Annotated in this window: 15 protein-coding genes; 4 read left to right on the plus strand and 11 right to left on the minus strand. The window is 72.6% G+C overall.

All coding sequences use genetic code 11. The features are described from left to right. A complete protein-coding gene (locus ACFW22_RS05305) occupies positions 1-780 on the minus strand; it encodes a transglutaminase domain-containing protein (protein ID WP_386399137.1) in 780 nt (259 codons plus the stop codon). A 100-nt stretch (positions 781-880) separates the two neighbouring features. Next, entirely contained in the window at positions 881-1,900 is a 1,020-nt protein-coding gene (locus ACFW22_RS05310) for a hypothetical protein (protein ID WP_386399139.1), read from the minus strand. A gap of 111 nt (positions 1,901-2,011) precedes the next feature. On the opposite strand from ACFW22_RS05310, the gene ACFW22_RS05315 reads away from it, so the two are divergent. Then, on the plus strand, positions 2,012-4,144 hold the full coding sequence (locus tag ACFW22_RS05315) for a TPM domain-containing protein (protein ID WP_386399142.1): 2,133 nt from the start codon (positions 2,012-2,014) through the stop codon (positions 4,142-4,144). 189 nt (positions 4,145-4,333) lie between these two features. Beyond that, on the plus strand, positions 4,334-5,044 hold the full coding sequence (locus tag ACFW22_RS05320) for a PspA/IM30 family protein (protein WP_386399145.1): 711 nt from the start codon (positions 4,334-4,336) through the stop codon (positions 5,042-5,044). Positions 5,045-5,064: 20 nt separating this feature from the next. On the opposite strand, the gene ACFW22_RS05325 is transcribed toward ACFW22_RS05320, so the two are convergent. From ACFW22_RS05325 to ACFW22_RS05350, 6 genes are all read right to left on the minus strand, one after another. Then, positions 5,065-7,632: a SpoIIE family protein phosphatase gene (locus ACFW22_RS05325; protein ID WP_386399148.1), complete on the minus strand. Its 2,568-nt coding sequence runs from the start codon at positions 7,630-7,632 to the stop codon at positions 5,065-5,067. 144 nt (positions 7,633-7,776) lie between these two features. After that, the gene (locus tag ACFW22_RS05330; RefSeq protein WP_386399151.1) at positions 7,777-8,199 is read right to left on the minus strand and encodes an ATP-binding protein; all 423 of its coding nucleotides are present in this window, start codon (positions 8,197-8,199) and stop codon (positions 7,777-7,779) included. A 161-nt stretch (positions 8,200-8,360) separates the two neighbouring features. Next, complete coding sequence (locus tag ACFW22_RS05335; protein WP_386399154.1) at positions 8,361-8,852, minus strand: (deoxy)nucleoside triphosphate pyrophosphohydrolase; 492 nt, start codon at positions 8,850-8,852, stop codon at positions 8,361-8,363. 40 nt (positions 8,853-8,892) lie between these two features. Continuing rightward, positions 8,893-9,072: an SPOR domain-containing protein gene (locus ACFW22_RS05340; protein ID WP_384872976.1), complete on the minus strand. Its 180-nt coding sequence runs from the start codon at positions 9,070-9,072 to the stop codon at positions 8,893-8,895. Positions 9,073-9,233: 161 nt separating this feature from the next. After that, entirely contained in the window at positions 9,234-10,961 is a 1,728-nt protein-coding gene (locus ACFW22_RS05345) for a purine-cytosine permease family protein (protein WP_386399157.1), read from the minus strand. A gap of 151 nt (positions 10,962-11,112) precedes the next feature. Continuing rightward, the gene (locus ACFW22_RS05350; protein WP_386399160.1) at positions 11,113-11,865 is read right to left on the minus strand and encodes a GntR family transcriptional regulator; all 753 of its coding nucleotides are present in this window, start codon (positions 11,863-11,865) and stop codon (positions 11,113-11,115) included. A gap of 223 nt (positions 11,866-12,088) precedes the next feature. Between ACFW22_RS05350 and ACFW22_RS05355 the strand changes: the two genes are divergently transcribed. Beyond that, the gene (locus ACFW22_RS05355) at positions 12,089-13,423 is read left to right on the plus strand and encodes a glycoside hydrolase family 18 protein (protein WP_386399163.1); all 1,335 of its coding nucleotides are present in this window, start codon (positions 12,089-12,091) and stop codon (positions 13,421-13,423) included. 185 nt (positions 13,424-13,608) lie between these two features. Here ACFW22_RS05355 and ACFW22_RS05360 read toward each other — a convergent pair whose 3' ends face one another. Both ACFW22_RS05360 and ACFW22_RS05365 read right to left on the minus strand, forming a co-directional pair. Further along, a complete protein-coding gene (locus ACFW22_RS05360) occupies positions 13,609-14,763 on the minus strand; it encodes a DUF4190 domain-containing protein (protein ID WP_386399165.1) in 1,155 nt (384 codons plus the stop codon). Positions 14,764-14,916: 153 nt separating this feature from the next. After that, entirely contained in the window at positions 14,917-16,491 is a 1,575-nt protein-coding gene (locus ACFW22_RS05365) for a S8 family peptidase (RefSeq protein WP_386399168.1), read from the minus strand. 182 nt (positions 16,492-16,673) lie between these two features. Here ACFW22_RS05365 and ACFW22_RS05370 point away from each other — a divergent pair, with 182 nt between their 5' ends. Then, a complete protein-coding gene (locus tag ACFW22_RS05370) occupies positions 16,674-17,786 on the plus strand; it encodes a threonine synthase (RefSeq protein ID WP_386399170.1) in 1,113 nt (370 codons plus the stop codon). 4 nt (positions 17,787-17,790) lie between these two features. Here ACFW22_RS05370 and ACFW22_RS05375 read toward each other — a convergent pair whose 3' ends face one another. Beyond that, entirely contained in the window at positions 17,791-18,537 is a 747-nt protein-coding gene (locus tag ACFW22_RS05375; RefSeq protein WP_386399173.1) for a DUF4232 domain-containing protein, read from the minus strand. Positions 18,538-18,549: the final 12 nt, after the last annotated feature.

An 18,549-nucleotide genomic window follows, 5' to 3' on the forward strand; every position in this document is an offset into this window, starting at 1 on the left:
TCAGGCGGCGGAGGGGGTCCGGCCCGTCGCGCCCGCCCCCGCGCTCCAGCGTCCGAGGACCGGCTCGGCGAGGATCCGGGCGGGGCGGCACAGGGTCTGGCCGTGGAGGGCGAACAGTTCGTCGCGGGAGGCGAAGCGGCCGAGGTCGACCCGGAGGTGGGCGGACGGGTCGCACGGGGTCGGGCCGGCGCACGCGGCCGGCGCGTCCCAGTCCACCGTGGTCCGCGCGACGGCCTCGAAGAGGGTCTCGGCACCGGAGTTGGCGAACCCGCCGCCGTGCCCGGCCGGGCCGGGGTCGGCGAACAGCTCCGCGATCGGCACCCAGGCACCGTCGAGCCCGAACTCCGGCCAGGCCAGCAGGACCTCTTCCGGGACGAGCGCCCGCAGCCTCGGGAACCTCGGGTACCAGAAGGCGCCGTCGACGACCAGACCGCGCACCCGGGTCGGCACGCCGAGCGAGCGGGCCACGGCTTCCAGGGCCGCCATCCGTTGGCTGCACGAGCCGCGGCCGAGCCGCAGCGTGCGCGACACCCGGCGGAGGTCCTCGACCGAGTACACCGGCCGCACCGCGGTGACGAGGACGCCGTGCGCCACCTGGAGCCGGGCGCGGTCCGTGACCGCTCCGCGCGCCTCCGACTCGTGCCGCACCCGGGACACCAGCGCCGCCACCCGCGGGTGCCCGTGGTCGAGGATCGCGGTGGGACGACGGGACCCGGCGACCCCTTCCCCGGGCGTCCCCGTGGCACGGACGCGCACCGGCATCAGTAGACGGCTGGTCATGTCGTGCCCTCCCCCTCGTCGGCGGCCCGCCCGGGCCGCCCCGCCGCCCTCTTCCTCCGTCCGGGCCCGGCCCCGGTCGCCCGGGCCCCGTGCGCCCGGCTCAGAGCCAGCCCGCGCGGTAGGCCGCCCAGTCGCCCTCCTCCGCCGCGAAGTCGACGTACAGCGCGAGGCCGAACCCCTTCCGGTCGGGGTCCGTGCGGCCGAGACCGAGCCGCGCGCCCTTCACTGCCGCCTCGACCGTCTCCGCACCCTCGTGGTGGCCGAGGTCGTCCTCGTGGAAGAAGGGCAGGCCCACGAGCAGGTCCGTGGTCTCCGGAGTCACGTCGAGGGCGAGGCTGGTCTGCTGGGCGACGTAGCCGCCGTACAGGCTCTCCAGCGGCATCCAGGTGTCATAGGACATGACGGCGATCTGGTCGACGCGCCGGGCGACCTCGCCGAAGAACTCCTGCGACCACCACTTCTCGCTCCCGCTGACCGCGCCCAGGGCCGTGTGCGCGCCCGGCAACGGATCGATCTGGTGGGCGGCGACCGAGAGCGGGACCTTGCGGGCCCGCGTCAGTTCGCCGAGGTCGCCGAGGAGGGAGAGGTAGTTCCGGTCGTCCGAGTGGAGCGGCTCCAGGTCGAAGTGGACCCCTTCGAAGCCGGCGTCGAGGACCTGCCGGGCCGAGCCCACCACGGCACGGCGGGACCCGGCGTCCTCCAGGCGCAGTCCGACGGGGCCCTCGGTGGCGAGGACGTCCCCGAGCCAGGCCTGGACCCTGATTCCCGGCATGGTGCGGTGCACCCCGTCGACCAGCCACTTCGCCCGGGGGTACTTCGCCGCGGGCAGGGTCCCGTCGTGCGAGAGCGGCCCGGCGTGCACGTACAGGTCCCGTATCCCGGTGCCCTTGAGCCGGGCGGAGAGCTCCGCGAGGTCGGCGTCCTGCTTCCGCCCGTCGACCCAGGCGTGTCCGATCCAGAAGGCGTCCCTGCCGCGCGTCCGGGCGTCGTCCCGGAGGTCTCCGGTGTAGCTGACGCGGAGGGCCAGGGCTCCGAAGAGCGGAGGGACGGCGATCACCAGCACCAGTCCGAGGACCCACCAGCGCCCCCGCCTCCACGCCCGCCCCCACCGTCCGTCCATTCGAGCCTCCCGGAGTCGTCGCACTGCCGGGGCGCCACCTTAGTGACGGCGTCCGCCGGGACCGCGACCCCGGTGTCCTCGGTCCCGCCCCCGGTCCGGTCGCGGGTGAACATGTGCGGACATAACCTCCCTCTTGTGACGCGAACAGCCACCCGGGCCCTCCTCGCGGTGCTGGTGGCGGCGTGGTGGCTCTTCGTGCCCGCCGCACACGGTGCCCGTGCCGACGACCCCGTCGTGTTGTCCCGCGACGGGCAGATCACCGACCGGGTCGGCGCGCTCGGCGACCGCCGCGCCTCCGTGGAGCAGGCCCTCGACGGCCTCTACGACGACCAGCGCGTCCAACTCTTCGTCGTCTACGTACGGGACTTCTCGGGGAGCTCGGGCCAGAGCTGGGCCGACGCCACCGCGGAGCGCAACCGGCTCGGCCTCGACGACCTCCTGCTCGCCGTCGCCACCCATGACCGGCAGTACGGCTACTCCGCGGCCCCCGACTCACGACTCACCCAGGACCAGCTCGACGAGGTCGCCCGGACCGCGATCGAGCCGGCCCTGCGGCAGAACGACTGGGCCGGCGCCGCCATCGGGGCGGCGAACGGCTACGACGCCGTCCTGGCCGGGCGGCCCGTCCCCGCCCCGGCCGTCACCCCCGGGCCGGCCGACCCCGGCGGCCCGGCCGACACGGGCACCTCGACGACCGACCTGGTCCTGCCGGTGGTCCTGGTCGGCGGCGCGGGCGCCGTGGCGGCGTACGCCTACGCCAAGCGGCGGCGCAGGACGGAGACCCGCACCACGCCGCGGGGCGGTCAGGGCTGGGGGCCGCCGGAGGAACCCGCGCCGCCGACCCCGGAGGAGCTCGACGCGGAGGTCCGTCGGACGCTGGTCGCCACCGATGACGCCGTCCGCACCAGCCGGGAGGAACTCGGCTTCGCCTCCGCCCAGTTCGGCGAGGAGGCGGTACGTCCCTTCACCGAGGCCGTCGACTTCGCCGAGGAGCAGCTGACGGCCTCGTTCCGGCTGCGGCAGAAGCTGGACGACGCCTTTCCCGAGGACGAACCGACCCGGCGGAACATGCTGGACGAGATCCTTCGCCGTTGCGCCGGGGCGAACGCGCGCCTCGACGCCGAGAGCGAGGACTTCGACCGGCTCCGGGCCCTGGAGCGCACCGCCCCGGAGGCACTGGACGCGGTGGAGGCCGCCTTCCGCGAGCAGACCGCGCGGATGGACACGGCGGAGGCCGCACTGGCCGCCATGCGCGCGCGGTACGCCGAGTCGGCGTCCTCGCCCGTCGCCGGCGACGTCGAGCAGGCGAAGGACCGGCTCGCGTTCGCGACGACCCACGTCGAGCAGGCCCGCCGGCGGATCGACGCGGGGGACAACGGCGCTGCCGCCGTGCACGTCCGGGCCGCCGAGGGGGCCGTGGACCAGGCGACCCGACTGATCGAGGCGGTGGACCGGCGCGCGCAGGAGCTGGCCGAGGCCGTCGGGCGGCTGCCCGGCGCACTCGCGGAGACGGACGCGGACCTCGCGGAGGCGCACGGCCTGTTGCGGGGAACCGCCGGGGACGTGTCCACGGCCGACCTCCAGGGCCGGATCGCCCGCGCGGAGTCGGTGATCACCGAGGTGCGGCGCGGGATGGACGCCGGACGGTACGACCCGATCGACGCGCTGCGCCGGGTGGAGGAGGTCGATGCGGTGCTCGACGAGGCGCTGGCCGGTGCGCGGGAGCGCGAATCGGGTGCGCGGCGGGCCCGGGCGCTCCTGGACCAGGTGATGCTGACGGCCCGTTCGGCGATCGGCGCGGCCTCCGACTACGTCACCACCCATCGGGGCGCGGTGGGCAGCGAGGCCCGCACCCGGCTCGCCGAGGCACGGCGGCGTGGGGAGAAGGCACAGGCCCTGGCGGACGGCCAGGACCCACAGGCGGCCCTGGCGGAGGCACAGCAGGCGGAGGCGCTGGCCCGGCGGGCGCAGGACCTCGCCGAGCAGGACGTCCGCACGTACGGGAATCCGAACGGGCTCGGCGGCGCGGCCGGCAGCAGTGGTGGTGGTGGCGGTCTGGGCGGCGCGGTGCTCGGCGGCATCCTCCTCGGCGGCCTGTTCGGCGGGGGGAGCGGCGGCTTCGGAGGGGCCGGCGGAAGGGGCGGGGGCGGCGGCTTCGGAGGGGGCGGCGGCTTCGGGGGCGGTCCCGGCAGCTTCGGCGGCAGCGGCACACGCGGCCGGCGGGGCGGCGGCGGACGTTTCTGAGGACGCCGGCTCCCGATGCCCCGCGTCCGTTGCCCCACCGCCCTTCCCGAGACGGCCCGTGTCCGGGAAGGGCGCCTCCCCGGGACGGCCGGTCCCGGGCGTCCGCCCCCCGGGAGGTGCCGCTCCGCGCCCCGCGCTCCCGATCCCCCCGCAGGATCCCTTTCCCCCTCGCATCCAAGGAGAACGAGCATGAGCAGCAAGCAGACGGTCCTCGGCCGGGTCACCCAACTCGCCAAGGCCAACATCCATGCCCTCCTCGACCAGGCGGAGGACCCCCAGAAGATGCTGGACCAGCTGATCCGGGACTACTCGAACAACATCGCGGAGGCAGAGGAGGCGGTGGCCGCGACCATCGGCAACCTCCGGCTGATGGAGCAGGACCACCAGGAGGACGTGGCGGCGGCGAAGGAGTGGGGTGACAAGGCGCTCGCCGCCAGTCGGAAGGCGGACCAGCTGCGGGCCGGCGGACAGGGCGCGGAGGCGGACCGCTTCGACAACCTGGCGAAGGTGGCGTTGGGTCGCCAGCTCCAGGCGGAGAAGGAGGCCCGGACGGCGGAGCCGACGATCGCCGCGCAGACCGAGGTGGTCGACAAGCTCAGGGCCGGCCTGGACCGGATGAGGGCCAAGCTCGGCGAGTTGAAGGCCAAGCGCGACGAGCTGGTCGCCCGCTCGAAGTCGGCCGAGGCGCAGAACCGCATGATGGACGCCGTGAAGAGCGTCGACGTGCTCGACCCGACCAGCGAACTGAGCCGCTTCGAGGACAAGGTGCGCCGGGAGGAGGCCAAGGCACTGGGCGGGCAGGAGCTCGCCGCCTCCTCCCTCGACGCCCAGTTCGAGCAGTTGGACGCGCTCGGCGACAGCGCGGAGATCGAGGCCAGGTGGGCGGCCCTCAAGGCGTGACCGCCCGCCGGAGCGGTGGCTCAGAACATGCTGAGGAGCTGTTCCACGGTGGGCTCCGCCGCGTCCTCGCCGTCCGGCAGCTCCAGTTCGAACCAGACGGTCTTGCCGCGCGGGGTGCGGCGCGAGCCCCAGGAGGCGGAGAGCAGTCCGACCAGTTGGAGCCCCCGCCCGCCCTCGTCGGTGTCCCGGGCCCTGCGGCGCCGCGGCTGGACCAGGCCGGCGTCCCAGACTTCGCAGACCAGCGTGCGGTCGAGGAGCAGGCGCAGCCGTATCTCCCCCTCGCCGTAGCGCAGGGCGTTGGTGACGAGCTCGCTGACGAGGAGCTCGACGGTGTCGACCAGCGGTTCGAGGCCCCAGGCCGCGAGCTGGGTGCGGGCGAGTTCACGGGCCCGGCCGACCGAGCGGGGCTCCCTGGGCAGCAGCCAGTCGCCGACCGCTTCGGCGGGCAGCCCTTGGATACGGGCCATCAGAAGGGCGATGTCGTCCTCTCCGTGTCCGGTGTTCAGGCTGTTCAGGACCCGGTCGCAGACGTCCTCCAAGGGCCGGGCCGGGTCCGTGAGGGCGCGCCGGAAGGCCTGGAGGCCCTCGTCCAGGGGGTGGTCACGGGACTCGACGAGTCCGTCGGTGTAGAGGGCGAGCAGAGCGCCCTCGGGCAGTTCGACCTCGACCTCCTCGAAGGGCTCCCCGCCGACGCCGAGCGGCATCCCGGGGGGTACGTCGAGCAGCAGGGCCTCTTCGCCGGGTTCGACGAGGACCGGGGGCAGGTGTCCGGCGTTGGCGAAGGTGCAGCGCCGGGTGACCGGGTCGTAGACGGCGTAGACGCAGGTGGCGAGGTAGACCTCGGAGAGTTCGGGGCCCCGGTTCTTGTGGGCCCGGGACTGTTGCGTGCCGATCGGCGCGCCCAGGCCGCGGGCGATCTCGTCGAGGTGGGAGAGGACCTCGGCGGGCTCCAGGTCTAGCTGGGCGAGGGTGCGGACGGCGGTGCGCAGTTCGCCCATGGCGACGGCCGCGCGCAGCCCCCGGCCCATGACGTCACCGACGACCAGGGCGGTGCGGTGGCCGGGGAGCTCGATGACGTCGAACCAGTCGCCGCCGACCTCGGTGGCGTCGGTGCCGGGGAGGTAGCGGCAGGCGATGTCGAGTCCGGCCGCCTCGGGGTCGCCGGGCGGGAGCAGGCTGCGCTGGAGTATGAGGGCCCGCTCGTGCTCGCGGCGGTAGAGGCGGGCGTTGTCGATGCAGACGGCGGCGCGGGCGGCGAGCTCGACGGCGAGGGCCCGGTCGCGTTCCCCGAAGGGTTCGCTGGCCTTCGCACGGGAGAACCGGACGAGGCCGACGACGGTGTCGTGGGCGACCATCGGCACGACCAGGGTGGACTGGACGAGGTCCCCGTCGGAGCCCGCGACCGCATGGACGCGTCCGGTGCGCAGGGCTCCGGCACAGGGCGAGTTGAAGGGGTAGCGGTGGACGGCACCGACCTCGATGGGCACCGGACTGCAGCCGCCGTCGGAGCCGTGGCCCCCGTCGGTCCGGAGCGGGGCGTCGGAAACGGCGCTGGCGAAGGCGACCCTGCGGAGTTCCGCACTGCCCGCCCCGTATCCGACGTCGTGGGAGCTGCCCCAGCGGCCGGGCGGCGCCTCGTCACCGGTCAGCAGGCCCTGGTAGAGGTCGACGGAGGCGAGGTCGCAGAAGCCGGGGACGGCCACGTCGAGGAGTTCGCGCGCCGTGGCCTCCAGGTCGAGGGAGTTGCCGATGCGGGCTCCCGCCTCGTTGAGCAGGGCGAGGTTGCGGCGGGCGCTGGCGGCCTCCCTGGCCGCGTTGTGGCGGCGGGTGACGTCGATCCCGAGGCCGGCGACGCCGACCGGGCGGCCGGAGCCGCTGTGCACGCGGTAGAGGTTGACGGACCAGTGCCGCCGGTCCCTGGCGCCGGGGGCGGAGCCGACGATCTGGAAGTCGGTGACGGACTCGCCGGTCTCCAGGACCCGCTGGAGGGCAGCGGTCATCCGGTCGGCTTCGGCCCGGTTGAGGTAGTCGTGGACGGTGCGGCCCCGGTGGTCCTCGGCATGGCCGCCGAAGACGGTGGCGAAGCGCCGGTTGGCGCGCTTCACGGTGAGGTCGGTGCCGAAGAGGAGGAACCCGAAGGGAGATTGACCGAATATCGCCTGGGAAGCAGCGAGGTCGGTCTCTATGCGTCGGAGGGCGCGCACATCGACGACGATGCACAGTGCGGCCCGTTCCCCGGTCGGAGTCTCGCTCGGCATGACGTACATCTCGGCAATGCCGTGGGAGCGCTCCTCCCCGGGGAGGCGGAACGGGACGAGGCCCGTCCACTCCTTGCCGTCGAGGATCTCCTTGACCCTCCGGTGACCGCGCTCGCGCAGGTCGGCGGGCATGAAGACCTCGACGGGGTCCTTGCCCACGGCTTCCTCCACGGGGACCCCGAAGAGATCGACGGCCCGCCGGCTCCACTGCTCGACGAGGCCGTCGGGCCCGATCGAGAAGGAGGCCACCCGGATGTAGTCGTAGATGGAGCCGGGCGGGCTGCTCTGCCACACGACGCCGCCGCTCGCCGTCTCAGGTATCTCGCTCACGCGACCGTCCCCTCCAGCTCACCGCACCGGACCGGCCATGCCCGCAGTATTCAATACGGCAGGCCCCGACGGCACGACGTTCACGATCACAGGGTGGTCTCGGTCATGTCGTGCCGAGTACCGGTGATCGTCGTCCCTCTCTGTTTACTCACCAGGGAGGGCCAGCTCGAACCATACGGTTTTGCCCGCCCTCCCTCTACGGGTCCCCCAGCGACGGGCGGTGCAGGCCACCAGCCCGAGGCCCCGACCCCCCTCGTCCTCGGGTCCGGGGACCTTCTCGGTCGGCGGATCCGGAAGCGGATCGGAAACCTCCACCAGGAGCGCCGGCGGGTGGGCCGGGTCACCGCCGTTCACGGCGGGTCGGACGAGACGGACCCCGATCGGGCCCGAGGCGTACCGCAGCGAGTTGGTCACCAACTCGCTGACCAGCAACACGGTCACGTCGCCGAGGGTCGCGTCGAGTTCCCAGGCGCGCAGGGTCTCGCGCACCGCGTGCCGAGCCGTGCGCACGGCGTTCGCCTCCGCCGGGAAGTTCCACTCCGCGCGGTCGCCGTCGGTGTCGATCACACCCGATCACTTCCCCAGCCGTGCGTCAGCAGGAAGGCCCACATCCCCCAAGAGAGACATTTTTCACATACCCGCTATTGCGGGCGTGATATCCCGCAGGGCGCGTCCACGGGCGCACGGTGGCACGAACGGCGTAGGGGACTCACCCCCCGTGCTCCTGCTCACTCCTCCCGGAACGACGGAGGTGCCGACCGGTCCGCCGACAGCCTCAGGGCCACCGCGGCGACGGCAGGGCGGTCCTGGTCGAGCCAGTCGACCGCATCCAGCTCGTGGAGGGAGAGCCAGCGGAGCTCGTCGTGGTCCTCCAGGGGGCGCGGTTCGCCGGAGAGCAGTCGGGCGGTCCACACGCGCAGCACGTATCCGGGCTTCAAGGGCCACTCGCCGGGAACGCGCTCATCGAGCTCGACCTCCACGCCGAGCTCTTCCCGCAGCTCGCGCACCAGGGCGGCTTCGGGGCTCTCGCCCGGTTCGAGTTTGCCGCCCGGCAACTCCCAACGGCCGGCGAGTTCGGCGGGGGCGCTGCGGCGCGCGGCGAGCAGCCTCCCCCGGTCGTGGAGGGCGCCCGCAACGACCACGACGCCGACCCCCTGGTCGGGGTCGACGTCGTGGGGGCGGGCACGGGGCGCGGCAGGGTCGGTGGTGCGTTCCGTCATGGGCGCGAGCGTAGCCCGGGCCGGACGGTGCCCGCCGTGCTCAGAGGGTCGAGCTGCCGATGCGCTCGACCCAGTAGAGCTGCTTGTGACCGCGGTCGTCGAGACTGTCCGCGATCTTCTGGGCTTCGTCCCTGGTGGCGTACCGTCCCACCCGATAGCGGTTGCCGTTGTCGTCCTGCCGTATGACAAGCCAGGGAAGGACGGGGCCGCTGTCGGTCATCAGGCTTCTCCCTCCGCCGGTCCGGGCACGGGTGCCGATAAGGATCTCCGGGAAACCGCAATCCGCATATGCCGGAGCTTACGCCTGACCTTCACACAGCGGATATGTGTTTTCACAAAGAGGCACGGATCGGCCGGGAAGTGACGGAGGGAGGCCGAAGGTCACGCCCCGGGCGGCGCCACGGGGACGGTCGGCACCGGCATGAGCACGGGACCGCCCGCACCCTCGGGGTCCTTGCGGCAGACGTCCCCGCAGGTGGCGTCGAGCGAGCAGCAGAGGGAACAGACCGGCCCCGAGCGCACCGGACAGTCGGCGATGTCCGGCAACTCGTAGGCCGTCTCGCACTCGGCGCAGGCATGGGTGGCCCGCTCGTCGGCGACCTCGACCCCCGGGCCGTTCACCCCGTTGGGGCGGGCCAGGTAGTAGCGGCCCTTCGTCGCCCAGGCGATGAGCGGGCAGAGGAGGAGGGCGAGACCGGCGGCGATGAAGGTGGAGAAGGCCTGGGCACGGGCGCCGAAGAGCCCGAAGAAGGCCAGGATCGAGACGACGGAGGCGAGGGCCATGGCACCGAAGCCGGCCGGGTTCACCGCGTGCAGATAGGCCCGCTTGAACTCGATGTACGGGGGGCTCCAGCCGGCCCGCTTGTTGATGACGAGGTCGGCGGCGACGGACACGATCCAGGCGATGCCGACGTTGGAGTAGAACCCCAGCAGCTTGTTGAGGGCCGCGAACATGTTCATCTCCATCAGCGTCAGCGCGATGGCGAGGTTGAGGAAGATGTACCAGACCCGCCCGGGGTGCCGGTGGGTGACGCGGGAGAAGAAGTTCGACCAGGACAGCGAACCGCTGTAGGCGTTGGTGACGTTGATCTTGACCTGGGAGACGATCACGAAGACCGCGGCGACCGGCAGCGCGACCGAACCGAGCCAGGGTCGCAGCGCCTCGATCTGCGGAGCGATCGGCTCCAGTGCATGGGTCTTCCCCACGGCCTCCAGGGCGACGAAGGCGAGGAAGGCACCGCCGATCTGCTTGGCCGCGCCGATGACGACCCAGCCGGGGCCCGCGGCGAGCACGGCGAGGTTCCACCGGCGCTTGTTCTGCTCGGTCTTCGCCGGCATGAAGCGGAGGTAGTCGGCCTGTTCGCCGATCTGGGCGATGAGGGAGAGCGCGACGCCCGTACCGAGCCCGAAGCCGATCCAGGAGAAGCCCGCACCGGCGCCCTCCGTACCGCCGAAGGACGCGAAGGCCCCCCAGGCGTCCGGCGCTTCGAAGGCGAGGACGAGGAAGGGCAGCACCAGACCGACGAGCCAGATCGGCTGGGTCCAGGCCTGGACCTTGGCGAGGGCCCCCATGCCGCGGAAGACGATCGGAATGACGATCAGGGTCGTCACGAGGTAGCCGATCTCGACCGGCAGACCGACGGCCTGGTGCATGGCCTGGGCCATGATCGAGCCTTCGAGGGCGAAGAAGATGAAGGTGAAGGAGGCGTAGATCAGCGAGGTGAGGGTGGATCCGAAGTAACCGAAGCCGGCACCGCGCGTGACGAGGTCCATGTCCAGCCCGTACTTCGCGCAGGCCCGGGCAATGGGGATGCCGGTGAGGAAGATGACGGCGGCGGCGGTGAGGATCGAGGCGAGGCCGCTGGTGAAGCCGTAGGTGAAGACGATCGAGGCACCGATCGCGAAGTCGGCGAGATAGGCGATCCCGCCGAGTGCGGTGCCGGCGACGGTCGCGGGCGACCAGCGGCGGAAGGAATGCGGCGCGTAGCGGAGGGAGTAGTCCTCGCGGCTCTCGTCCGCGGCCAGTTTGGCGTAGCTGCGGCGGGGCCCGCTGGGCGGGGGTGCGGCGGCCCCCGGCTCCGGGGTGGGCGTGGTGACCGTGTCCGTCATGGGAATTCCTGTCGTCCGACCGGCTCGCGGGTACGGACGAGGAAGGTAGGAGCCGTGCATGACGACCGCCGACGGCGCACGATTGCGGGGCGGTTACACGGGCTGACGGTCCGTTAACTCGTCGTCACGCCCCCCGGACGGCCGTCCCCGGTCAGCGAACCGGCAGGTGGTAGGAAATGCGGTAGCGGTCGGCCGGGACGACGAGGTCCGCGGTTTCGACGGCACGACCCGATGCGTAGTAGGTGCGCTCCACCACCATGACGACGTGTCCGGGGACCCCGCCCAGCGCCAGGAGCTCCTCGGCGAGACCGGGGCGGGCCCCCACCTCCTCCACCACGTTGTCCACGACCACGTCGATGGCGGCCATCCGCTCGACCACGCCGCAACCCCCCAGGGGGCCCTCCTCGGGCAACATGACCGGCGTCCGGCCGGTGACCACGAGGGGCTCCCAGGAGGTGGAGACCATCATGGGCTCGCCCCCGTCCCGGTACACGTAGCGGGTGCGCATCACCCGCTCCCCCGGCTCGATGTCGAGCCGCCCGGCGACCTCGACGCTCGCCGGCTCCTGCTCGCTGCGCGCCTCCCAGGTGCCGCGGGCCCCGTCGGCGGCCTGTTCCTGCCGGAAGGGGCTGGCACCGGATGCGGGCCGGTAGCCGGTGCGGTGGATCATGCGGGGCACCGGGCGCTCGCGCACATAGGTCCCCGAACCCGAGCGCCCCTCCACCAGCCCCTCGGCCATGAGCACCTTGCGAGCCTCCAGCGCGACGGTGTCCGACACCCCGTACTCCTCGCGGATGCGCGCCTGCGAGGGGAGGCGGGTGTGCGGGGGGAGCGAGCCGTTGGCGATCTTCTCCCGCAGATCGCTCGCCACGCGCAGATAGGCGGGCTGCTCACCGAATGTCACTGGACACTCCCCTCAGGTTGACTGACAGCTACAGACTGACAACCGAGGGTCGCGATCCGCAAGTGTGGGCCAGAGTTTCACCCGAAGTGATGAAAGTCCTCGCCACCAGCGGTCACCCCCGGGGGATGTCACCGACCCCCTTGACCCTATTGGTCCAGACCAATAAGTTCGGCCCGCACGCTCACTCCGCACGGTCCCTCCCGCCTCGCACAGGAACGAGCCCATGCGTCCCAGAGCCATGACCAAGCTGACGTTCGGCGCGGCGACCGCCGCCCTCGGCCTCCTCGCCACCCTGGCCCCCGCCGCCGACGCCCACCAGCGGCCCGCACCCGGGCACGCCACCGCGCTCAAGCGCGTCGGCTACTTCACCCAATGGGGCATCTACGGAAGGAACTTCCAGGTCAAGAACCTGGACACGAGCGGCACGGCCGCCAAGCTCACCCACATCAACTACGCCTTCGGCGTGGTCGGCCCCGAGGGCACCTGTCGCATCGGCAACCTCCCCGGCTCGGACCCCTGGGCCGACTACGTCCGCCCCGTCGACGCCGCGAACTCCGTGGACGGCATCGGCGACGCCCCCGACCAGCGCCTGGCCGGCAACTTCAACGAACTGCGCGAACTGAAGGCGAAGCACCCCGGCCTCAAGGTCATGATTTCGCTGGGCGGTTGGAGCGGGTCCGCACACTTCTCCGACGCGGTGCGCACCGACGCCGGGCGCAAGGCCCTCGTCGCCTCCTGCATCGACACGTACATCAAGGGCGACCTGCCGGTCGACGGCTCCCGGGGCGGCGCCGGGGCAGCCGCGGGGATCTTCGACGGCATCGACCTGGACTGGGAGTGGCCGGGCTCGGACGGCGCGCCCGGGAACGTGATCCGCCCCGAGGACAAGCCCCACTTCACCAAGCTCGTAAGGGAGTTCCGCACCCAGCTCGACGCCTACGGCCGCTCGCTCCCGCAACGCCGGCACTACGACCTCAGCGCCTACGTGCCCACCGCTCCCGCCAAGATCGACGCGGGCTTCGAAGTCTCGAAGATCATGAGGGACTTCGACTTCGTGAACCTGCAGGGCTACGACTTCCACGTCTCCGGCGAGAAGACCACCGCCCAACAGTCCGCGCTCTACGCCAAGGACGACTTCAGCGTCGACCAGACCGTCAGAGCCTGGCTGCGGCGCGGCGCGCCCGCCCGCAAGCTCGTCGTCGGCATGCCCTTCTACGGTCAGGGCTGGACCGGTGTGACCGGCGGCGGCAACGGCCTCGGGCAGCCCGCCACCGGGCCGGCCCCGGCGACCTGGACGGCCGGCACCGAGGACTACAAGTTTCTGAAGGAACTGGCGGGTTCGGGAACGTACACGCTCCACCGGGGCCACCGGAACGGCCACGCCTGGCTCTTCGACGGCACCACCCTGTGGACCTACGACGACCCGACCGTGCTGCGCACCAAGGCGTCCTACGTCCGACAGCACGGACTCGGCGGAGCGATGGTCTGGTCCCTCGACGGGGACACCCCGGACGGCGAGCTGATCACCGCCGTCGACCGGGGGCTGACCCGCCGCTGACCCCCGCCCCGGCCTTCACCGGCCGGGCCCGAAAGCCGCGGACCGGTGCCCGCCGCTCACGGCGCTCCGGAACGGCGGTCGGTCACGGGCCGCCGTCCCCGGAGCGCCGTCACCGGTCCGCACGCGCCGGGGCCGGACCTCCCCACCCGGGAGGTCCGGCCCCGACCGCACGCGCCCTCGTGGGTTCAGGCCGCCGAGCCCTCCGCCACCGGCAAGGTGTCGGTCAGGCCGAGCGCGGTCCGCGCTGCCGCGCCCAGGTCCTCGGGCAGATCGTCCCAGGCCGATTCGTAGGCCTCCCAGTAGGCGTCCGCGCTGCTCGCCGAGGCCAGCTCGCCCCAGCTCTTGGAGGCGGTGTCGAGCTCCTTGCGGAGCGCCGCGACGGGGGCCGCGGCGTCGCCGGTCCAGGAGTGGTGCTCCAGACCGCCGCGGGCCCCGTCGATCGCCGCGAGGAGCTCCCCGGCCCACTTCTTGTTGGCGGCGAAGTCCTCGTCCGGGTCCTCCTCCGGCTCCTGGTAGCTGACCGTCTCGATCGGGTTCATGGCGAGCAGGAAGTACTTCTGGTCGGCGGTCAGGGTGGTGCCGTCGGCGCGCAGCGAGCCCGAGAGGGGCTTCTCCTCGCTGGCGAACACACAGGTCACCTTCCGGTCGCCGAGGCGCCAGCTCTGCTGGGACGGCATGTAGTAGTACAGCCAGACGCCCTGCGGAACCGCCCAGGTGTCCATCGCGTACGCCTCGTTGATCGTCTCGCAGCGGCTCTGCGCCATCCCGTCGATCGGGTCCTCGCCCGGCCACGCCCCGAAGCCGGTGACCTCGAAGTCTCCGGTGACCTCGCCGTCGTGCGGACGGGCGCAGTCGACGACCGTGAGGCGCGTCGCCTCCTTCTCCAGCTTGCCGCTCGCCTTGAAGCACTGTCCGGTGCGCAGGTCGAAGGCCGAGCGGGAGCGGGACGCCTCGTCCACACCCGCCTTGAAGTCCCCCCAGACCGAGCCGATGCCGCCGGTCACGAGGCCGATCACGAGCAGCAGGCAGCTGAGGGCGGAGAGCACGATGCCCGCGATCGCGAGCCCCTTGCCCGCCTGGCCCTTCTTCTTGATCTGCGGGAGGGCGACGAGGCCGAGGACCAGCCCGAGGGGCGGCAGGCAGCAGACGACGCCGGAGACGAGGGAACCGATGGCGAGGCCGTTGGTGGTGCGCCGGGGCGGCATCCCGTACGGGCTGCCGTAGGGGCCGGCCGCCTGCGGCATGCCCGGGGAGGTGTACGGGCCGGGCGCGGGCCATCCCCCCGGCTGGGGGCCGCCCGGCGGCGGCGGGGGCGGCTGGGGCGGCTGGGTGGGCTCCACGGGTACGTGCTCCTGTTGCGGACGGGCGGCGCGAACAAACGATCGGTCGCGCATCGTACGCGGCCCGGGTGCGCCCGCGGGCAGCCGGGGCGGGGTGCGGACGCGGAAGGGGCGGACGCCCGAAGGCGACCGCCCCTGACGACCCGGACCGGATCAGAACTGCAGGGCCCAGGAGTCGATCTTGCCCGTGTCCCAGTAGGCGTTGTCGGTGACCCGGAGCTTCCAGGTGCCGTTCGCCACCTCCGAGGAGGCGTTGACCGTGTAGGTGGTGTTGATGTCGTCCGAGCTGCCGCCGGAACCGAAGGACTTCAGCGTGTACGCCGAGCCGTCGGGGGCGATCAGCTGGATCTGGAGGTCACCGATGTAGGTGTGGACGATGTTCACCGGCACCTGGAGGGTGGCGGGGGCGTTGCCGGAGACGCCGCTGACGGTGATCGGGGACTCGACGGTCGCATTGTCATTGATCGCGTAGTCCGTGGTGTTCTCGAACTTCGAGCCGCTGGGCGGCGGGGTGGTGCCGCCGCCCACGTACAGCAGGCGGTTGGGGGAGCCGGATCCCGGGCTTCCGACCACGTTCGGGGTCGCGGCGTTCACGAGGGCCGTGGAGACCTGGGACGGGGTCGCCGTGGGGTTGTCCGCCAGGTAGAGCGCGGCGGCGCCGGCGACGTGCGGGGTCGCCATCGAAGTGCCGGAGATGGTGTTGGTGGCGGAGTCGCTGCTGTTCCAGGAGGAGGTGATGGAAGAGCCGGGGGCGAACAGGTCCAGGCCGCTTCCGTAGTTGGAGTAGCTGGCCCTGGAGTCGCTCGACGTGGTGGCGCCGACGGTGATGGCTTCGGCCACGCGGGCGGGCGAGTGGTTGGCGGCGTTGTCGCTCTCGTTGCCGGCCGCGACCGCGTAGGTGACGCCGGAGGCGATCGAGTTGCGGACGGCCTGGTCGAGGACGCTGTCGACGCCGCCGCCGAGGCTCATGTTGGCCACGGCCGGCTTGACGGCGTTCTGCGTCACCCAGTCGATGCCCGCGACGACCTGCGCGGTCGTCCCGGAGCCCGAGTTGTTGAGGACCCGGACGCCGACGATCTTCGCCTTCTTGGCGACGCCGTAGGAGGAGCCCGCGACGGTGCCGGCGACGTGGGTGCCGTGGCCGTGGCCGTCCTGGGCGGTGTTGTCGTTGTCGATGGCGTCGTAGCCGTAGGAGGCGCGACCGCCGAAGTCCTGGTGGGTGATCCGGACTCCGGTGTCGATGATGTACGCGGTGACGCCCTGGCCCGCACTGTCCGGGTAGGTGTAGCTCCGGTCCAGCGGGAGCGCCCGCTGGTCGATCCGGTCCAGGCCCCAGGAGGGCGGGGAGGGCTGGGTGCCGTCGACGTGGAAGACGCGGTTCTGGACGACGGACGTCACGGCCGGGTCGGCCGCGAGCCTCTTCGCCTGCGCCTCGGAGAGCTCGACGGAGTAGCCGTTGATCGCGGAGGTGTAGGTCCGCTTGATCTTCGCGCCGAACTTGGCGGCGACGGCCCGGCCCTTGGCGGTCTCCGCCTGGGCGGACTCGTCGAGGGTGACGATGTAGCTGCCCGGGACGGTGCCCTCGGCCCCGGCGTTCTCGATGACGCCTTCGGGAGCGGGCGCCGCGGCGGCGGCCGGGAGGGCGGAGAGCGAGCCGAGGGTGAGGGCGGTGACGGCGACGGCCGCCGCGGTGGCCATCCGGCGACGCGGTGTGCGCATCACTGACATGTGGGGGGTCCTCCTCGTGGGGTAAGGCAGGAACACGACAGGGATATGACAAGGGCATGTCAATACAGCGCGGAGGGTCCGCGCCGTCTTGAACGTCCGGCTGTCGAGCGAAAGATTGACCGATCCATAGGAATCCCACAAGGGCCCCGGCAGGCGCACAACACCCTTGCCGGGAGGCTGACATGCTCCTCCTCATGGATGCCTACGCGTGCCCCCGCTGCCACATCAGGTCCACCGTCGACGCCCTCACCTGGTGTTGCCCGAAGTGCCGCGGCCCTTGGGACCTCGTCTTCGCGAGCACACCGGTTCCCCTTGCGTCACTCGCGTCACGTGTGAATTCCTTGTGGCGTTATGCGGAGGCACTGCCGCCGCTTCCCTGCGGCCCCGAGGTCACCCTCGGCGAGGGACGCACCCCGCTCGTCCCCCTCACCGACGCGGTTTCGGCCAAGCTCGACTTCCTCATGCCGAGCCTCTCCTTCAAGGACCGGGGCGCCGTGATGCTCGCCGCGCTCGCCCGCGGCCTCCGGCCCCGTACGGTCCTCGCCGACAGCAGCGGCAACGCGGGCACCGCGATCGCCGCCTACGGCGCGCGGGCCGGACTCGATTGCGTCGTCTACGTGCCCGCGGGCACCTCCCCCAAGAAACTGGAGCAGATCCGGGCCCACGGGGCCCGGGTCGTCGAAGTGCCCGGGGACCGCGAGGCGACCGCACGGGCGGCCCGCGAAGCCGCCGGAGAGCCCGGTGTCTTCTACGCCTCGCACGTCTACAACCCGTACTTCCTGCACGGCACCAAGACCTACGTCTACGAGCTGTGGGAGGAGCTGGGCGGGCGGCTCCCGGACACCGTCGTGGTCCCCGTCGGCAACGGCACCCTGCTCCTCGGTGCCTTCCTCGCCGTGGAGGAGCTCCACCGTCACGGGCTCGTCGACACCCGGCCCGCACTCGTCGCCGTCCAGGCGGAAGCCGTGTCCCCGTTGGCCCGGGCCTTCCGCGCGGGCGCGGAGGACCTCACCGGCACGACCGTCGCGCGGCCCACCCTCGCCGAGGGCATCGCCATCCCGGCGCCGCCCCGCGCCCGGCAGATCCTGCGGGCGGTGCGCGCGACCGGCGGCACGTTCCTGACCGTGACCGAGGAGCAGATCCGCACCGCCCAGCGGGACCTGGCCCGCCGTGGCCTCTTCGTCGAGGCGACCGGCGCGGCCTGCTGGGCGGCGACGTCCGCGACCCCGCCCCGCCCCGGCCTCACGGTGGTGCCGCTGTGCGGGGCGGGGGCCAAGACGGGGCTCGTGCCGTGACGGATCAGAACTCGTCGGCGCCGTTGCGCAGCTCGTACGTCCAGTAGCCCGTCTTCGCGACCGCTTCGTCGACCGCCAGGCCGCCGGCGGGAGCCTTGACCACGATGCTGCCCTCGGCCGGGCCGTCGGGGGCGAAGAGGTTCACGTTGAACTCCTTGACCACCCGGGCGTCCTCGTGCACCCCGCCGAGAGCGATCCGCACGTGGGCGTAGGCGGGCTCGCCGGCCTTCAGGACGATCGGGGCGGCCGGCTTGCTCTTGGCGACGGCCGGGACGTCCTTGGCCGTCTGGATCGGGCCGAAGGCGATCAGCGGGTACTCCAGGAGGGTGCACGAGCGGCCGGAGGTGTTGGTGGCGGTGAGGACGATGTGCTCGGTCGGCACCTCGTCCTCCTTCGCCGCCGTCACCTTGATGTCGCCGTAGGCGCAGGCGGGGGCGGCAGCCGGGGACTTCCCGCCCTTGGAGCCGGTCGGGACGGTGACTCCCCCTGCGGTGGAGCCGGTGGACGCGGAGCCACCGGCGGTGGAGCCGCCGGACGCGGTCGAACCGCCCTCGGCAGCGGCCCCGTCGCCCGTGCCGCTGCTCGCCGCCGTGCTGCTGCCGCCCGGAGCGGCGACGGTCGAGGAGGCGTTCGCGCTCCCGGCGTCCTTCGCGCCCGTGGCCCCGTCCTCGCCCCCACAAGCGGTCAGGCCCAGCGAGAGGGCGGCGATGGCGGCGGCGGCCAGGACGGTGTTCCTACGGTGGTTGCGCATGGTGGTACTCCC

The sequence above is a fragment of the Streptomyces sp. NPDC058872 genome (assembly GCF_042743065.1).
Taxonomy (GTDB): Bacteria; Actinomycetota; Actinomycetes; order Streptomycetales; family Streptomycetaceae; genus Streptomyces.